The sequence below is a fragment of the Kitasatospora sp. NPDC101155 genome, from assembly GCF_044768305.1.
In the GTDB taxonomy this organism is placed as follows: Bacteria; Actinomycetota; Actinomycetes; order Streptomycetales; family Streptomycetaceae; genus Kitasatospora.
The window spans coordinates 87,658-101,277 of record NZ_JBIWPN010000013.1 but is presented as its reverse complement, the minus strand read 5'-3'; the positions used below and the strand labels follow the sequence as shown (position 1 = coordinate 101,277).

Below are 13,620 nucleotides of genomic sequence, written 5' to 3'. Positions count from 1 at the left end.
AGAGCCGCCATGAAGGGGGGTGCCCGGTGGGGGTGTAGCTAGGTACACCCCCGATTCGGTGTGGGGCACCACCGACAGGAGGCCCCTCGGGGCGGAAAGCTTGGGGGCATGACGAGCACTGCATCGCACTCCGCCACTCCGCCGCACGGGCGGCCCGTCCCCGGGAACCACGGGGGTGTTCCCGGGGGCGCGCTCCACCCGGCGTCGGGGCCGGAGGGGACGCTGCCGACCGGGGCCGGGCCCTGGTCGGTCCGCAGCGTCGGGTCCGGCCGCGGCCGGGCCGCGCTGGAGCTCTACCAGTACGGTGAGTTGGCCGACGTCCTGGTCGCCGCCCGGCTCACGCCGCAGCTGGTGCGCGGCGCCCGGCGCAGCCCGGCCGCCGGGAACCGCTCGCACGTGCTCGCCTGGGGTCGGCTGCCGGCCGACGGCGCGGCACCCTCGGTGCTGTTCACCGGCGGGCGGCGGCTGTTCCGTACGGCCCGTTCGTTCCGGACGGCTTCGGCGGCCCAGGTGGTCACGGTGGCCGGGAGCTTCTGGCTCGCCTGGGCCGAGGGGCCGTTCGACGCGGTGCTGGTCGAGCACCCGGCCGGCGGGCCGGCCGAGCGGCTGCCGCTGGAGCGGGTGCGGGAGCGTCAGGTCGCGGTGGTCGGGGGTGCGGCATGACCATCGCCGTCGTCTCGGGCGCCCCGGCGTACGTCCTGCCGGAGCGCTTGCGGCAGGCGCCGCGGCTGGCGGCCGTCGCGCTGCTGCCCTGGCTGATGATCCTGGCCGTCAACCACGAGACCCCGTGGGCGGTGCTCGACCTGCTGGAGTTCGCCGGCCTGCTGTCGCTGGACGCGCTGCTGCTCCGGTGCAGCCCCGCCGCGCTGTGGGCGGGCGCGGCGGTGGCCCTGCTGCTCGCCGGGGACGCGCTGGTGGACATCGCCTTCGCCGGGCCGGGGCACGCGGTGCTGGCCGCGCTGGTGATGGCGTTCTGCGTCGAACTGCCGCTGGCGGCGGTGTGCCTGCTGCTCGGGCGGGAGGCGATACGCGGCTAGCGGGCGACCCGCCAAGAGGCCTAGAGGCTCGTCGGCAGCTTGTCCATCAGCGACCGGGTCTCCTCGTCCAGCGGGGTGTAGCTGACGATGCGGGTCCCGAGCCGGGGGCTGAGCCAGAAGTTGGTGTACTCGCAGCGCAGCAGGCCCACGCCCGGCACCTGGAAGCGCTTGATCCCGTTGCTCGGCCGCATCACCTCGTGCCGCTGCCACTCCTCCTCGAAGTCCGGCGACGCCTTGCGCACCCGGGCCAGCAGCGCCTTCCAGGCCGGTCCGGCGGAGTGGTCGGCCATCGCGGCGCGGAACCGGGCCACCATGCCGAGGCGCTCGGTCCGGTAGTCGATCAGGACCTGACGGAAGTGCGAGTCGGTGAACGCCAGCCACATCAGGTTCCGGTCCTCGGGCGGCAGCTCGTCCAGCCTGCCGACGAAGCCGGTGTACTGCGCGTTGTACGCCAGCACGTCGTAGCGGGCGTTGAGCACCACGGCCGGGTACGGCGCCAGCTGGTCCAGCACCAGCCGGACGCTCGGGGTCACCGAGGGGCAGTCCTGGATCGGCGCCGGGTCCTCCGCGCCGGCCAGGGTGAACAGGTGCGCCCGCTCGCTCGGGTCCAGCAGCAGCGCCCGGGCCACCGCGTCCAGCACCTGGGTGGACACCTGGATGTCCCGGCCCTGCTCCAGCCACGTGTACCAGGTCACCCCCACGGCGGCGAGCTGCGCGACCTCCTCACGGCGCAGCCCCGGGGTGCGGCGGCGGCCGGTCATCGGCAGGCCCACCTGTTCGGGTGCGATGCGCTCCCGGCGGCTGCGCAGGAACGCCGCCAGGTCGTGCCGACGGGCGTCACCGGAGGTGCTGCGGTGCGGCGCGGCCGAGCCGGGACGGGCTTGCGCAACGGGGGTCATCAGGCTCATGGTCCCAGCATGCGGCAGTCCGCATCCTGTTGCCAGGTACTTCTTATACCTGGATAACCACACTCTGGTACCAGGGTACGGCGAGGCGGATCGTATGACCCGTGACTCAACCACTCGCCGTCGCCCCGGCCTCGCACCGGACCGCCCCCGCAGCCGCCCCCCACACCTCGTCGTCAGGCACCGCAGGGCCCTCCCTCGGCACCGCCGGACTGGTCACCGTCCTGCTCGGGGCCTTCCTCCCGATGCTCGACTTCTTCATCGTCAACGTCGCCCTGCCCACCATCGACAAGGACTTGGCCGCCGGACCCGCCGTCCTGGAGCTGGTCGCGGCCGGCTACGGCATCGCCTTCGCCGTCCTGCTCGTGCTCGGCGGGCGGCTCGGCGACATCTTCGGCCGCCGCCGGCTCTTCGTCGCCGGCGCCGCCGCCTTCGCGCTCACCTCGCTGGCCTGCGGCCTCGCCCCCGACGCGTGGTCGCTGGTCGCCGCCCGGGCCGCCCAGGGCGCCTCGTCCGCGCTGCTGATCCCCCAGGTGCTCGGCACCATCACCGCCGCCACCGACGGTGCCCGGCGCGGCCGCGCGCTCAGCATCTACGGCGCCGTCGGCGGGATATCCGTGGTGATCGGGCAGGTGCTCGGCGGGATGCTGGTCGCCGCCGACCTGTTCGGCACCGGCTGGCGGTCGGTCTTCCTGGTGAACGTGCCGTTCGCGCTGCTCGCCGTGGTGCTGGCCGTCCGGTACGTGCCGGAGAGCAAGGCCACCCAGGCCGCCCGGGTCGACGTGCCCGGCACCGTTCTGCTCACCGCGACCCTGCTGGCCCTGCTCATCCCGCTGATGGAGGGCCGCGCGGCCGGCTGGCCGCTCTGGTCCTGGCTGCTGCTCGCCCTGTTCCCGGTGCTGGCCGTCGCCTTCGCCCTGGTCGAGCGCCGCGCCGAGCAGCGCGGGGACACCCCGCTGGTGCCGCCGACCCTGCTGCGGATCCCCGAGATGCGGCGCGGCCTCGGCATCGCACTCCCCTACTTCGCGGGCTTCGGCGGCTTCATGTTCAACATCGCGGTCGCCATCCAGCAGGGCCTCCACCTCGGCGTGGTCGCGGCCGGCTGGGCGCTCGTCCCGATGGCCGTCGGCTACTTCTCCGCCTCGCTGGCCGGCCCGCGTCTGATCGGCCGCTGGGGCAGCCGGGTGCTCAGCGCCGGCGCCGTCATCCAGGCCGTCGGCCTCGCCACCCTCGCGCTGACCATCCTCGCCGACTGGTCGCACTTCTCCCCGCTGCGGATGGCCCCCGGCGTCGCCCTCGCCGGCATCGGGCAGGGCCTGATCGGCACCCCGCTGTTCCGGGTCGTCCTCTCCAAGGTCCCCGCCGCCCGGGCCGGTGTCGGCAGCGGCGTCCTCGCCACCAGCCAGCAGTCCAGCCTCGCCCTCGGCGTCGCCACCCTCGGCACGCTCTACCTGTCCCTCGCCCCCACCCTCGGCATGGACCGGGCGCTCGCCCTGTGCCTGGGCATCCAGCTGGTCGGCTCCTTCACCATCCTGTACCTGACCACCCGCCTGCCCCGCACCATCGGCTGAGCCCGGCGGGCCCCCCGGGGCCCCGGGCGACGGCTCACGGCCTCGCGATCGGTTCTCCACCGATCGCGAGGCCGTTCTGTGTGCGGCCACCGGCCGAGGTCGTCGAGCCAGCCGCCGACCAGGCCCCGCACCGTCTCGGCACACTCGACCTGCGGGTTGTGGCCGGCGCCGTCGAGCACCGTCGCCGCCATCCGGGAGTAGCAACTGCTCACCAGGAAACGGATGACGGAGTCGGTCGTGTCGGTCATGGGGACAGCCTTCAACCGTGACATACGTGTCAGGGTCAAGCGGCGGTTCGGGGAGTGCGGATCCGCCGCTCAGACGAGGCCCTTGACCACGTCCAGGTACTCCCGGATGGCGTCCCGGTTGCGGGTCAGGCACTGGATGCGGCGGGTCATCCGCTCCGTCTCGGACTCCAGGGTGTCGAGCATCTCCGGTGTGGCGTCGGCGAAGTGGGCTCGCCGGGGCGGCCGGCTGGCGGCCCACCTTCGCGCTGATGAGCGCGATCGCGGTGGGCCTGGTGGGGTGGATCGCCGCCGCCGTCCCGGCGGTCCCGGGCCGGGAGGAGCACGACCGGCCGTCGATCCGGCGGGTGCTGCGGATCCCGGGCGTGGCAGCCGTGCTGGGAGTGACGGCGACCTTCGTGCTCGCCCACAACATCCTCTACACCTACGTCGCGGCCCTGCTCGAACCCCTCGGCCCCGGCGGGCGGACCGACACCGTGCTGCTCGTCCTCGGCCTGTCCGCACTGGCGGGCATCGCCGCCACCGGAGCCCTCATCGACCGGCACCTGCGTGCCCTCACCCTCGCCGCCTGCGGGCTCCTCGCCCTCGCGGCGACCATCATCGCCGCCGCCCTGATCAGCTCAACGGCATGGCCGGTCCACGCCGCCGCCGTGATCTGGGGCCTCGGCTTCGGCGACGCCGCCACCCTCCTGCGGACCGCCGTCGCCGACGCCGCCGGCCCAGCCGCCGACCTCGCCCAGTCCCTCCTGGTCACCTGCTGGAACCTCGGCATCGCCGCCGCGGCCTTCGCCGGCGGCCTCCTGCTCGACCACGGCGGACCGGGGTCGCTGCCCTGGTCGGCGCTGGCGCTGCTGGCGCTCGCCCTGGCGGTGGCGGCGGCCGCCCGGCGGCACGGGTTTCCGGGGCGGCGGTGACGCTCGTTCGTGTGAAATCGCCGCACGTCTATCGCGATCGCCGCACGAACAGCCCTACCGTGAGTCGTATGACAGCCAGAGTTCCCATCCGGCAGCTCCAGCAACACGCCAGCGAGTTGATCGACCGGGTCGCGGCCGGCGAGCGCGTCGAGATCACCCGCAATGGGCGGCTGATCGCCGTACTGGCACCGCCCGACCCCGAGCAGCGGGTGCTGGAGGACCTCGTGCGCGACGGCACCATCGATCCGGAGAACGCCGCCACCGCACGTGGGCTGGCCGACTGGATCCCGCCCACGATCGACGTCAAGCTCCCGTCGGCCGCTGAGGCCCTCCACAGGATGCGCGAAGAAGAAGACCGTTGATCTACCTCGACTCCTGCGCGATCCTCAAGCTCCTGGTCCCGGAGACCGAATCCGCCGCACTGCGCACGTTCCTCTCCTCGCACGGGTCCGAGGGACATGCGACCAGCGCGCTGGCCCAGGTCGAGGTCCCCCGCGCGCTCATCAGGATCGGCGCGCCACAGCACCTACTGGATGCGGCGGCAAACCTACTCGACCGCACGCTCCGCATCCGGCTCTCCGACCCGATCCTCCGAGCTGCCAGCCAGTTCCCCGCCCAGCATCTGCGCACGCTCGACGCCATTCACCTCGCCAGTGCCGAGCACCTGGAACACGCGCTCACCGCCTTCGTCACGTACGACAAGTGCCTTGGCGACGCGGCCGACGGACGCGACCTGCCGGTCACCTCGCCGGGCTCGGTGCTGGGCACCGGGCCCGGCGACACCAGCGCATAGCCGCACACCGGCTGTTCTGCGCATCCTCGCCTCTTGGGCGGACACCCCAGGCCTGGGCCTCACCCGTCGGCGAGCGAGCCGACGAAGCGGTCCAGTCGCTCGACGACCTGCCGCAGGATGTCGACCGAGCCGAGCGGGTCGTCGTCACGCTCCAAGCCGTGGTCGGCGCCCGGGAGTTCCAGGACCTCGTGCCCGGTCGAGTCGGCGATCCGGCGGTCCCACCGCCGGTCGGCGCTCCCGCCGACGAGCAGGGTCGGCGCCTGGGCCCGGCCGAGGGCCTCGGCCACGTGGTCGAGGGTCAGGATGGGCGTCAACCAGGCCGCCGCGAGCTCCCGGTCGGCGGCGAGGCCGCACGCGAAGGAGCCCAGGGACTTGCCGACCAGCAGGCGGCAGGCGCCGCGCTCGGCGTCCACCGCCTCGGCGACCTGCCGTTCCACCCAGGCGATCCACTCCTCCATCGCCAGGTCGGCGGATCCCGCCGGGAGTTGCCACCACAGCTCCTGGACCGTCCAGCCGTGCCGGAGCAGTACGGCCCGGGCGAAGTGCAGCAGTGGCCGGGCGGGCGAGTAGCCGCCGCCGGGGAGGACGAGCGCGACGCGGTCGGGGTCGCCGGCGTAGCGGGTGGGGAGGGTCAGCTGCGCGGAAGCGGACATGCGCCGGAGGCTACTACCCGGACGGTCAGTGGGCGGTGAAGTTCCTGTCGAGGAGGAGTTGCAGCACGTCGGTGTGGAAGTCCGGGAAGTCCATCGGGACGATGCCGAGGTGGGCGGGCTGTTGGCGGCGGGCGGCGAGGTAGTCGCGGACGGGTGGGAGGATGGCGTCGGCGTTGACCTTGGGCCAGCCGCCGTTGGCGTAGCTGGTGAAGTTGACGTACATCCGCGGAGAGGCCTGGTCGCCGCAGGCGCGGTCGAACCAGTCGATGACGGCCTGGGACTTGGCGGCGAGGCTGATGCCCTGGAAGGTGTCCTGGGTGGCGAACCAGGGGTTGGTGGCGCTGGACCACTGGATGACCGACCAGGGGTTGGCGAAGTCGGCGGCGAGGACGATACGGCCGCGGGCCTGGCCGAGGGTGGGCCACCAGGGGTCGGTCCAGAACAGCGGGCGGTAGCCGAGGTCGTCCAGGTAGTGGTTGATCCGGCGCTGGAACTCGGGGGCTTCGAGCCGGTTTCCGCCCGCGTACTCGTTCCTGATCCGCATGACGACGGCCTCGCCGGGGCAGGTGGCGAGGAAGTCGCGGCACTGGTCGAGCACGTCCTGGAGGCGCAGGTACTGGTAGGCGTCGCCGTGGTAGATGCCGAGTTCGTCGGCGGTGCCGGCCAGGCCGTTGCAGCGGATGTCCAGGAAGCGGATGCCGCGCTGGAGTTGCTCGGGCAGGCCCCAGTTCTGGGTGTGGGACCACTCGGTGCCGTGCCAGGGGTCGGTGCAGCAGGAGTCGTGGGTGCCGGGGATGGTCAGGGCGGTCAGCGGGGTGGTGTCGGCCAGGGCGGCCATCCAGGCGGACGGGTCGACGGTGGTGGCGGCGCTTGCCGTTACGGGCCGCAGGAGCCCGCCGACGGCGGGGAGGGCGGCGGCTCCCCAGCGCAGGACGTCGCGACGGGTGGGGCTGCTCATGGGCGCTCCTTCGTCTCGGCCTCGCTCGAACTGTTGTGTCCTCCAGCGGGTGTGCTCGACCGCGTCGGTCACGAAACCCCTTTGGCGCTACCGAGGTTGACCCTTGCGCGTGGTCACGTCCGGATCGCCTCGGACAGCACGGCTGTGGGCCGGGTCGTCACGACCACGAGGGTGCCGGCCAGGGCGATCGAGGCGAAGACGGTCAGGGCGCCAGCGGAGCCAGCGCGGTGGGCCGGACCGCGCCGGCGGCGGCCGAGCCGTGGAGCAGGGCGGCCAGGTCGTGGGGCGGCGCCGGCTCGCCGGTCGGGGTCGCCGCCGCGATGCGGTCGAGCCGGAAGCCCCGGCCGGCCTGACGGGTGCGGCACCAGGCGATGAGGTACCACTTGCCGTCGGCGGTGAGCAGTCCGGCCGGTTCCACCGCGCGGTCGCTCTCCTGCCCGGCCGCGTCGACGTAGGACAGCCGCAGCACGGTGCCCTCGGCGAGGGCCCGTTCCACCGCGGTGCGGACGGACTCCGCGGTCCTGGTCGGCAGTGCGACGATCCGGGCGGCGAGTTCCTGGGCCGCCGTCGAGGCGGGGCCGGTCATCGCGGCGGCGATCTTCTGGGAGGCCGTACGGACCGCGCCGGCGTACGGGGCCGAGGTGTCGGCCGCGGCGAGCGCGGCGACCAGCGCCGAGGCCTCCTCGGGGGTGAGGCGGATCGGCGGCAGGGTCATCGCCGGGTCGATCGACCAGCCCCCGCCCCGTCCGGTGGTGGCGCGCACCGGGACACCCGACTCCATCAGCGCCTGGAGGTCCCGCTGCACGGTGCGCGCGCTCACCTCGAACCGCGCGGCGAGCGCGGCGACCGTCAACGCTCGCGGCGCCGCCGCGCGCAACTCTTCCACCAGCGCGTAGAGCCGAGGGGTGCGGTTCATGCGGCCGACGCTACCGTCCCGCGCCGGCCAGGAAGTCCCGCTCCCGCTGCCGCTCGCGTGCGGTGACGGTCAGCGGGAACAGGGTGAAGCCGTGCATCGCCCCGGCGACGACGGCGAGTTGGACGGGCGCTCCGGTCGCCTGCCACCGCTGGGCCAGGAACAGCGAGTCGTCCAGCAGCGGGTCCTCGGTGCCGACCATGATCCGCGCGGGCGGCATGCCGGTCAGGTCGGCGTACAGCGGCGAGACCTCCGGGTCGCGGCGCCGGTCCGGAGTCATCCCCGGTGTGAAGAGCTCGTAACTGCCCTGCACCGAATCCGAGTTGCTCAGCAGCTGCCGGGAGCCGAACAACCGCTGGCTCGGCGTCATCGACAGGTCGTACGGGCCGAAGGCCAGGTGGGCGGCCCGGAACGCGCCAGTGAGGCCGTGCCGGTCGCGCAGGCGCAGCAGGGTCAGGACGCTCAGGTGGGCGCCGGCCGACTCGCCGCCGATCAGCAGCCGCCGGGTGCCGAACTCGGCCTCGGCGTGGTCCACCAGCCAGCGGGCGGCGGCTTCGCAGTCGTCGGGCCCGGCGGGGAAGGGGCGCTCCGGGGCCAGGCGGTAGTCCACGCTCACCACGGCCAGTCGGGCTTCGGTCGCCAGGCTCCAGAGCTTCTCGTCCTGCCCGTCGGCCGAGCCGAACACCCAGCCGCCGCCGTGGATGTGCAGGTACACGCCCTCGACGCGCTCCGGCACGAAGGCCCGGACCTTCACCCCGGACGGGAGGACGCGGCCCCGGCCCTGCGGGAGCCGCACCGGGGGCGTGTCACCGCCGAGCCGGTTGCGGCGCAGGTGCGCGATCAGGGCCGCGTCGGGCGCCTGCCCGCGCTGGGGGCGGAGTGCGGCGGCGGCCTCGAACTGTGCGTTGAAGGCCAGGGTCTCGGTGAGGCAGTCCTCGTCGGTGATCGTCATGAGTCGATGGTCGCGACCGTCCCCGACAACAGCCTGTCACCCTTTTCCGGTGACCTGCATCACAACATCTCAATATCTATCCAATCTGCTACGGTCGTATTCATGAAGAGAGAATTCAATGCTCCGGCCGCCGAAACCGAGCTGCGGATGCCCCTCGACACCAAGGTGGTCATCTGGGTCTTCTGCGGTGCGGCCGGCGCCGGGCTCGGCTTCGCCGTCCCCTGGCTGCTGCAGTCCGCCGCCAAGCACCCGATCCCGTACGCCGACACCGTGAGGTTCCTCGGCTCCTTCGACTCCCCGGCCATGGTGATCGGCCGACCCGTCCTGCTGGCCGTCATCGGCCTGGTGATCGGCCTCTTCCTCACGTACCACAGCGCCACGCTGCGGATCACGGACAGAAGCATCACCATCATCGAAGGCGACGACACCCGCGTCATCGCCCGCGACCAGGTCGGCGGCGTGTTCCACCGTGGCGGCAAGGTGCGGATCGAATCGCCCGTCGGACGCGTGCTGTTCGACGACGACGTCGAGGGCAAGAAGGCCGTCATCGCCAAGGCCTTCCGGCGCCACCACTACCCTTGGGAAGGCGCCTGAGCCACACCCGAGGGTGTGTGATCGAGAACCGAGGTCTCCCGTTGTCCGAATACAAAGCCGCGCCGCGAACGGTCGTCGAGGCCTGCTTCGATCCGCAGGGCACCGCGTCGCTCGACTACGTCTACGACGTCGCCGCGGCCGCCGGCCTGTCGGACCAGCCGGTGCGGCTGGCGATCCGCCGACTGGAGGCGGCAGGCGTGTTGCGGCAGGAGGGGCGGGGCCGGAAGGGCCGACTGCTGCTGACCGATGCCGGGCGGCTCCGCGCCGACACGGACGTCCGGTTCATCGCGCTCGCCTACGCGCAGGATGCCGGGCTCGCACCGTGGGACGGCCTCTGGCGGCTCTACACCTTCTCCGTGCCGGAGCAGCGGCGAGCGGAACGCGACGCCCTCCGTGTGGCGTTGACCCGACTCGGCGCCGTCGCGCTCGCGCCCGGCGCCTATGTGAGTCCGCACGACCTCCTGGAGGAGCTGGTCGGCGAGACCTCGGAGGCGACGGTCGGGACCTATCTGATCACGGCGGAGGCCACCCGGCTGATCGGCCCGGGATTCACCGATGCCGTCGCCGTTGCGGAGCGCCTGTGGCCCGCGGCCGACACGATCGAGGCCTACCAGCCGCTCGCCGACACGCTCGGCGAGGATTCCCGTGCTGACGGCAGTCCCGCCGAACTCGTCGCGGCGGCGCTGGGGCTGGCCGACGCGTTCAGCCAGGCGATGGAGCACGACCCGCTGCTGCCACCGGAGTTGCGGCCCACCCCGTGGCCGCCGTCGCAGCTCCGGCAGCGGTTCCGGGAGAAGTGGGACGAGATCCGGAGGCACGCCCCGGACCTCTCCCTCTTCCGCGCCTACGACCTCTCCGAGGCGCCTTCGGCCTGAGGCCCGTCGTCAGCGGGGCGGGATGATCCCGGTCAGCCACTTGAAGGTCGGGACGACCAGCGGCTTCCAGGTCGACGTCAGGTGCGCACCGGTGGTCTCGAACGGCGTGACGGTGGTCGGGCTCTTCGCCGCCTGCTGGAGGGCGGTCGCGTCCTCCAGCCCGTCGCCCCGCTTGCCGGTCACGTAGAGCGCGACGTTCGGCGGCGTCGGGGCGTGGGTGAGGATGTAGAGCGGGTTGGAGGTCTCGCGCAGCTTCGGGTCCTTGGCAGTCAGTGAGGCCGGTTCGCCGGACGGGTTGTTGTAGCCGGACATGCTGATCGCGGCGCGGTACCGGTTCGGGTGGGAGAGCGCGAGGCGCAGGGCGCAGTGGGCGCCGGCCGAGTAGCCGGACAGGGCCCAGCGGTCCGGGGTGGTGTCCGCCCGGAAGTTGTCCACGATCATCTGCGGGACGTCCCGCGAGAGCCAGGTATCGGCGTTGACCTTGCCCGGCACATCGGCGCACCCGGTGTCGGTGTTACCGAGCAGAGTGACGCGCGGCGAGACCAGGATGAACGGCGTGACCTGCCCTGACTTCATCAGCGGTTCGAGTTGCCCGATCGCGTCCATGGCCTCGCCGAACCAGGCGCTGGAGGACCCGGGGTATCCGACGAGCAGTTCGACCACAGGGAAGGTCTTGTCCTTGTAGGCGGGGTCGTCGTACTGCGGCGGCGTCCAGACCAGGACCTCGCCGTCGACACCGGAGAGCCGGCCCTTGAGGTCGGCCTGCTTCACGCTCCGCGGTACGGCGTCCGAGTCGGGCGCGTGGAAGGCCTGCGGCACCTTCGGCGCGGCGGAGCCGGACGGCCCCCCGGCGGCACCCGCAGTCCGGTCCCCGGCCAGGCCGTCGTCCTTCGGAGGCACGGGAACGGCCCGGACGTGGCTGGAGGTGCCCAGCAGGTCACCCCAGTTGTCGTAGAGCTGGTTCTCGTTGTTGACGATCACGAAGACCATCGCCACGGCGGTGAACTGGCAGAGCAGGACGGTACCGAGGTAGGAGAGCACGCGCAGCGGCCTGCGTCGCTGTTCGGGGTTCCGCACCCGCCCGACGCGGACTCCTCTGCCCAGCCATTGCGCCATGGCCAGCGCGAGGGAGCCCACGAACAGGATGATCGTGAGGATGAGGAAGGGAGTGCCCGTCAGAGTCATTGCGTTCGAAGCCGGTTCCTGTGCCCGCCGGGCCCGCGTACCCGGTCACAGGGGAGACATCGAGGAACGGCCGTTCGGTTGCCCCTTCCTGGGAATTCCCCGGGGCGGCCGCCGGCGAACGACGGGGATGCGGCCGCCGCGCCGGTCCGGCTCAGGCCAGCAGGCGGCTCCAGATCGTCGCGGTCGGTGCGGCGAGGAGGAGGCGTTCGCGGGGCGCGTCGGTGCCGAGGGGGAGCCAGGTGAGGGCGGGGTCGTCGGCCACGGCGGCGGCCGGGCGGAGCGCGATGACGGTGTCGTCGCCGAGGAGGGCGTGGCGGAACAGGGTGTGGCTGCTGTGGTCGTGGTCGCCGGGGGTCGTGCGCGGTGTCCAGCCGTGGACGGCGAGCTGGGCCAGGACGGTGGAGGCGTAGCCGGATGCGGCGGATTCCGGGAACCAGAGCAGGCGTTGGCCGTCGAGCTCCGGCCAGGTGACGGACGTGCGGTCGGCCAGCGGGTGGGCGCGGCCGACGACGACGCCGAGCGGCTGGTCGGCGAGGACGCGGGTGGTGAGACCGGTCTCGTCGGCCGGACCGCGCAGGATGCCGAAGTCGAGTTTGCCGGTGCGCAGCCGGTCGGCCTGGTCGTGGGAGTCGACCGCGTGGTAGCCGAGGTGGAGCGACCGGTTCCGGGTGACGAGCTGCTCGGCCGTCGCCAGGACCTCCTGCGGCAGACCGTGGCAGACGCCGATCCGGGCCGGCAGCGCGGCCCCGCGCGCCGAGGTCATGGCGGCGTGCAGCTCGCCGAGTGCGCGGTTGGCGCCGTCCAGGAGCGTCTGCCCCGCGGCGGTGAGGGACATCCCGACCGGGCCGCGGTGGAACAGTGGTGCGGCGACCCGGCGTTCGAGCGCGCGGATCTGCTGGCTCAGGCTCGGCTGGGTGATGTGGAGCCGGCGTGCGGCCTCGGTGACCGTACCGGCCTCGGCGACGGCGGCGAAGTACCTCAGGTGCCGGAACTCGATTCCGGACAGGTCGTTCACGGGCTTCCCATCAGCGGTTATCGGGTGGCGCCTATGGCGTCCCCGGGGGATCGTATTGGCGGGTGGGGCGGGTGGTCCGGTTGGCTGTTCGGCGAGGGAAGCCCCCCGTACGGCGATCGAGAGTTCCAAGACATGCATGATGTTCTGACGGCAGACCAGATAGAGCGGTTCGTGACGGACGGGTTCGTCCGGCTGGAGGTGGCCTTCCCCCGCGAGCTGGCCGAGGAGTGCCGGGCGTTCCTGTGGCGCGAGACCGGGCTGGCCGAGGACGACCCCGCCACCTGGACCCAGCCGGTCGTGCGGCTGTGGGGCTACGCGGACGAGCCGTTCCAGCGGGCCGCCACCACCGAGCGGCTGCACGGCGCGTTCGACCAGCTGGTCGGCCCCGGGCGGTGGCTGCCGAGGACCGGACTCGGGACGTTCCCGATCCGTTTCCCGCACCCGGAGGACCCGGGTGACACCGGCTGGCACGTGGACGCCAGCTACACGCCCGAAGGGGAGGCCGGCTACTGGCTCAACCTGTTCTCGCGGGAACGGTCGTTGCTGATGCTGTTCCTGTTCTCGGACGTCGACGCCGACCACGGGCCGACCCGGATCAAGGTCGGCTCGCACCTGGACGTCCCGGCGTTCCTGGAGCCGGCCGGCGAGCGCGGGCTCGACCTGATGGAGCTGTGCCGGTCGATGGATGCGGCGGGCCGGCTCGACGCCCCCGACCGCGAGGTGGCCTTCGCCACCGGGCGCGCCGGAGACGTCTACCTCTGCCACCCGTTCCTGATCCACGCCGCGCAGCCCAACCGGGGCACGCGGGCGCGGTTCATCGCTCAGCCTCCGCTGTACTCGGCGGCTCCGCTGGAGCTCGACCGGGCCGACGGGACGTACTCGCCGGTCGAGCGGGCGGTGCGGCTCGGGCTGGCACGGCAGGGCTGAGGTCAGGGCGGGCTCCTTCGTCGGGCCCCGGTTCGGGGGTCTGGCGAGGTTCACGGTAGGAGAGCGGGCGGAGGGACGGCCCG

At 72.9% G+C, this 13,620-nt stretch carries 16 protein-coding genes; 9 read left to right on the top strand and 7 right to left on the bottom strand.

Annotation, left to right across the window (positions count from 1 at the left end):
- Positions 1-108 precede the first annotated feature (108 nt).
- Positions 109-663, top strand: a complete 555-nt coding sequence (locus ACIRYZ_RS21135) for a hypothetical protein (RefSeq protein WP_393034475.1) — start codon at positions 109-111, stop codon at positions 661-663.
- Complete coding sequence (locus tag ACIRYZ_RS21130) at positions 660-1,037, top strand: hypothetical protein (protein ID WP_402946235.1); 378 nt, start codon at positions 660-662, stop codon at positions 1,035-1,037. Before ACIRYZ_RS21135 ends, ACIRYZ_RS21130 begins: the two co-directional genes overlap by 4 nt.
- Before the next feature lie 20 nt (positions 1,038-1,057).
- Here ACIRYZ_RS21130 and ACIRYZ_RS21125 read toward each other — a convergent pair whose 3' ends face one another.
- The gene (locus ACIRYZ_RS21125; RefSeq protein ID WP_402946233.1) at positions 1,058-1,936 is read right to left on the bottom strand and encodes a helix-turn-helix transcriptional regulator; all 879 of its coding nucleotides are present in this window, start codon (positions 1,934-1,936) and stop codon (positions 1,058-1,060) included.
- Positions 1,937-2,046: 110 nt separating this feature from the next.
- Here ACIRYZ_RS21125 and ACIRYZ_RS21120 point away from each other — a divergent pair, with 110 nt between their 5' ends.
- The 4 genes from ACIRYZ_RS21120 to ACIRYZ_RS21105 all read left to right on the top strand — a co-directional run bounded on the left by ACIRYZ_RS21120 (position 2,047) and on the right by ACIRYZ_RS21105 (position 5,465).
- Positions 2,047-3,513, top strand: coding sequence for an MFS transporter (locus ACIRYZ_RS21120; protein ID WP_402946231.1), 1,467 nt, complete (start codon positions 2,047-2,049; stop codon positions 3,511-3,513).
- Between the two features lie 496 nt (positions 3,514-4,009).
- Positions 4,010-4,672, top strand: coding sequence for a hypothetical protein (locus ACIRYZ_RS21115; protein WP_402946229.1), 663 nt, complete (start codon positions 4,010-4,012; stop codon positions 4,670-4,672).
- A 68-nt stretch (positions 4,673-4,740) separates the two neighbouring features.
- Positions 4,741-5,034, top strand: coding sequence for a type II toxin-antitoxin system Phd/YefM family antitoxin (locus ACIRYZ_RS21110; protein ID WP_402946227.1), 294 nt, complete (start codon positions 4,741-4,743; stop codon positions 5,032-5,034).
- Entirely contained in the window at positions 5,031-5,465 is a 435-nt protein-coding gene (locus ACIRYZ_RS21105) for a type II toxin-antitoxin system VapC family toxin (RefSeq protein WP_402946225.1), read from the top strand. Before ACIRYZ_RS21110 ends, ACIRYZ_RS21105 begins: the two co-directional genes overlap by 4 nt.
- 59 nt (positions 5,466-5,524) lie before the next feature.
- Here ACIRYZ_RS21105 and ACIRYZ_RS21100 read toward each other — a convergent pair whose 3' ends face one another.
- The 4 genes from ACIRYZ_RS21100 to ACIRYZ_RS21085 form a co-directional block, all read right to left on the bottom strand.
- Positions 5,525-6,118: an alpha/beta hydrolase gene (locus ACIRYZ_RS21100; RefSeq protein ID WP_402946223.1), complete on the bottom strand. Its 594-nt coding sequence runs from the start codon at positions 6,116-6,118 to the stop codon at positions 5,525-5,527.
- A 25-nt stretch (positions 6,119-6,143) separates the two neighbouring features.
- Positions 6,144-7,076 (bottom strand): phosphatidylinositol-specific phospholipase C, encoded by a 933-nt coding sequence (locus tag ACIRYZ_RS21095; protein ID WP_402946222.1) that lies wholly within the window; start codon positions 7,074-7,076, stop codon positions 6,144-6,146.
- 202 nt (positions 7,077-7,278) lie between these two features.
- Positions 7,279-7,992: a helix-turn-helix transcriptional regulator gene (locus ACIRYZ_RS21090; protein ID WP_402946220.1), complete on the bottom strand. Its 714-nt coding sequence runs from the start codon at positions 7,990-7,992 to the stop codon at positions 7,279-7,281.
- Positions 7,993-8,002: 10 nt separating this feature from the next.
- Positions 8,003-8,941: an alpha/beta hydrolase gene (locus ACIRYZ_RS21085; protein ID WP_402946218.1), complete on the bottom strand. Its 939-nt coding sequence runs from the start codon at positions 8,939-8,941 to the stop codon at positions 8,003-8,005.
- Between the two features lie 102 nt (positions 8,942-9,043).
- Here ACIRYZ_RS21085 and ACIRYZ_RS21080 point away from each other — a divergent pair, with 102 nt between their 5' ends.
- Entirely contained in the window at positions 9,044-9,535 is a 492-nt protein-coding gene (locus ACIRYZ_RS21080; RefSeq protein WP_402946216.1) for a hypothetical protein, read from the top strand.
- 41 nt (positions 9,536-9,576) lie between these two features.
- Positions 9,577-10,410, top strand: coding sequence for a PaaX family transcriptional regulator C-terminal domain-containing protein (locus ACIRYZ_RS21075; protein ID WP_402946214.1), 834 nt, complete (start codon positions 9,577-9,579; stop codon positions 10,408-10,410).
- Positions 10,411-10,419: 9 nt separating this feature from the next.
- Here the strand turns inward: ACIRYZ_RS21075 and ACIRYZ_RS21070 are convergent, their stop codons facing one another.
- Entirely contained in the window at positions 10,420-11,595 is a 1,176-nt protein-coding gene (locus ACIRYZ_RS21070; protein WP_402946212.1) for an alpha/beta hydrolase, read from the bottom strand.
- A gap of 151 nt (positions 11,596-11,746) precedes the next feature.
- Entirely contained in the window at positions 11,747-12,610 is an 864-nt protein-coding gene (locus ACIRYZ_RS21065) for a LysR family transcriptional regulator (protein WP_402946210.1), read from the bottom strand.
- 132 nt (positions 12,611-12,742) lie between these two features.
- Between ACIRYZ_RS21065 and ACIRYZ_RS21060 the strand changes: the two genes are divergently transcribed.
- Positions 12,743-13,537, top strand: coding sequence for a phytanoyl-CoA dioxygenase family protein (locus ACIRYZ_RS21060; protein ID WP_402946208.1), 795 nt, complete (start codon positions 12,743-12,745; stop codon positions 13,535-13,537).
- Positions 13,538-13,620: the final 83 nt, after the last annotated feature.

Bases quoted from the DNA above. Each gene is read 5' to 3' on its own strand.
- ACIRYZ_RS21060 (WP_402946208.1), top strand. From the start codon at position 12,743: ATGCATGATGTTCTGACGGCAGACCAGATAGAGCGGTTCGTGACGGAC.
- ACIRYZ_RS21110 (WP_402946227.1), top strand. From the start codon at position 4,741: ATGACAGCCAGAGTTCCCATCCGGCAGCTCCAGCAACACGCCAGCGAG.
- ACIRYZ_RS21130 (WP_402946235.1), top strand. From the start codon at position 660: ATGACCATCGCCGTCGTCTCGGGCGCCCCGGCGTACGTCCTGCCGGAG.
- ACIRYZ_RS21095 (WP_402946222.1), bottom strand. From the start codon at position 7,076: ATGAGCAGCCCCACCCGTCGCGACGTCCTGCGCTGGGGAGCCGCCGCC.
- ACIRYZ_RS21070 (WP_402946212.1), bottom strand. From the start codon at position 11,595: ATGACTCTGACGGGCACTCCCTTCCTCATCCTCACGATCATCCTGTTC.
- ACIRYZ_RS21090 (WP_402946220.1), bottom strand. From the start codon at position 7,992: ATGAACCGCACCCCTCGGCTCTACGCGCTGGTGGAAGAGTTGCGCGCG.
- ACIRYZ_RS21115 (WP_402946229.1), top strand. From the start codon at position 4,010: ATGAGCGCGATCGCGGTGGGCCTGGTGGGGTGGATCGCCGCCGCCGTC.
- ACIRYZ_RS21080 (WP_402946216.1), top strand. From the start codon at position 9,044: ATGAAGAGAGAATTCAATGCTCCGGCCGCCGAAACCGAGCTGCGGATG.
- ACIRYZ_RS21125 (WP_402946233.1), bottom strand. From the start codon at position 1,936: ATGACCCCCGTTGCGCAAGCCCGTCCCGGCTCGGCCGCGCCGCACCGC.
- ACIRYZ_RS21100 (WP_402946223.1), bottom strand. From the start codon at position 6,118: ATGTCCGCTTCCGCGCAGCTGACCCTCCCCACCCGCTACGCCGGCGAC.
- ACIRYZ_RS21085 (WP_402946218.1), bottom strand. From the start codon at position 8,941: ATGACGATCACCGACGAGGACTGCCTCACCGAGACCCTGGCCTTCAAC.
- ACIRYZ_RS21135 (WP_393034475.1), top strand. From the start codon at position 109: ATGACGAGCACTGCATCGCACTCCGCCACTCCGCCGCACGGGCGGCCC.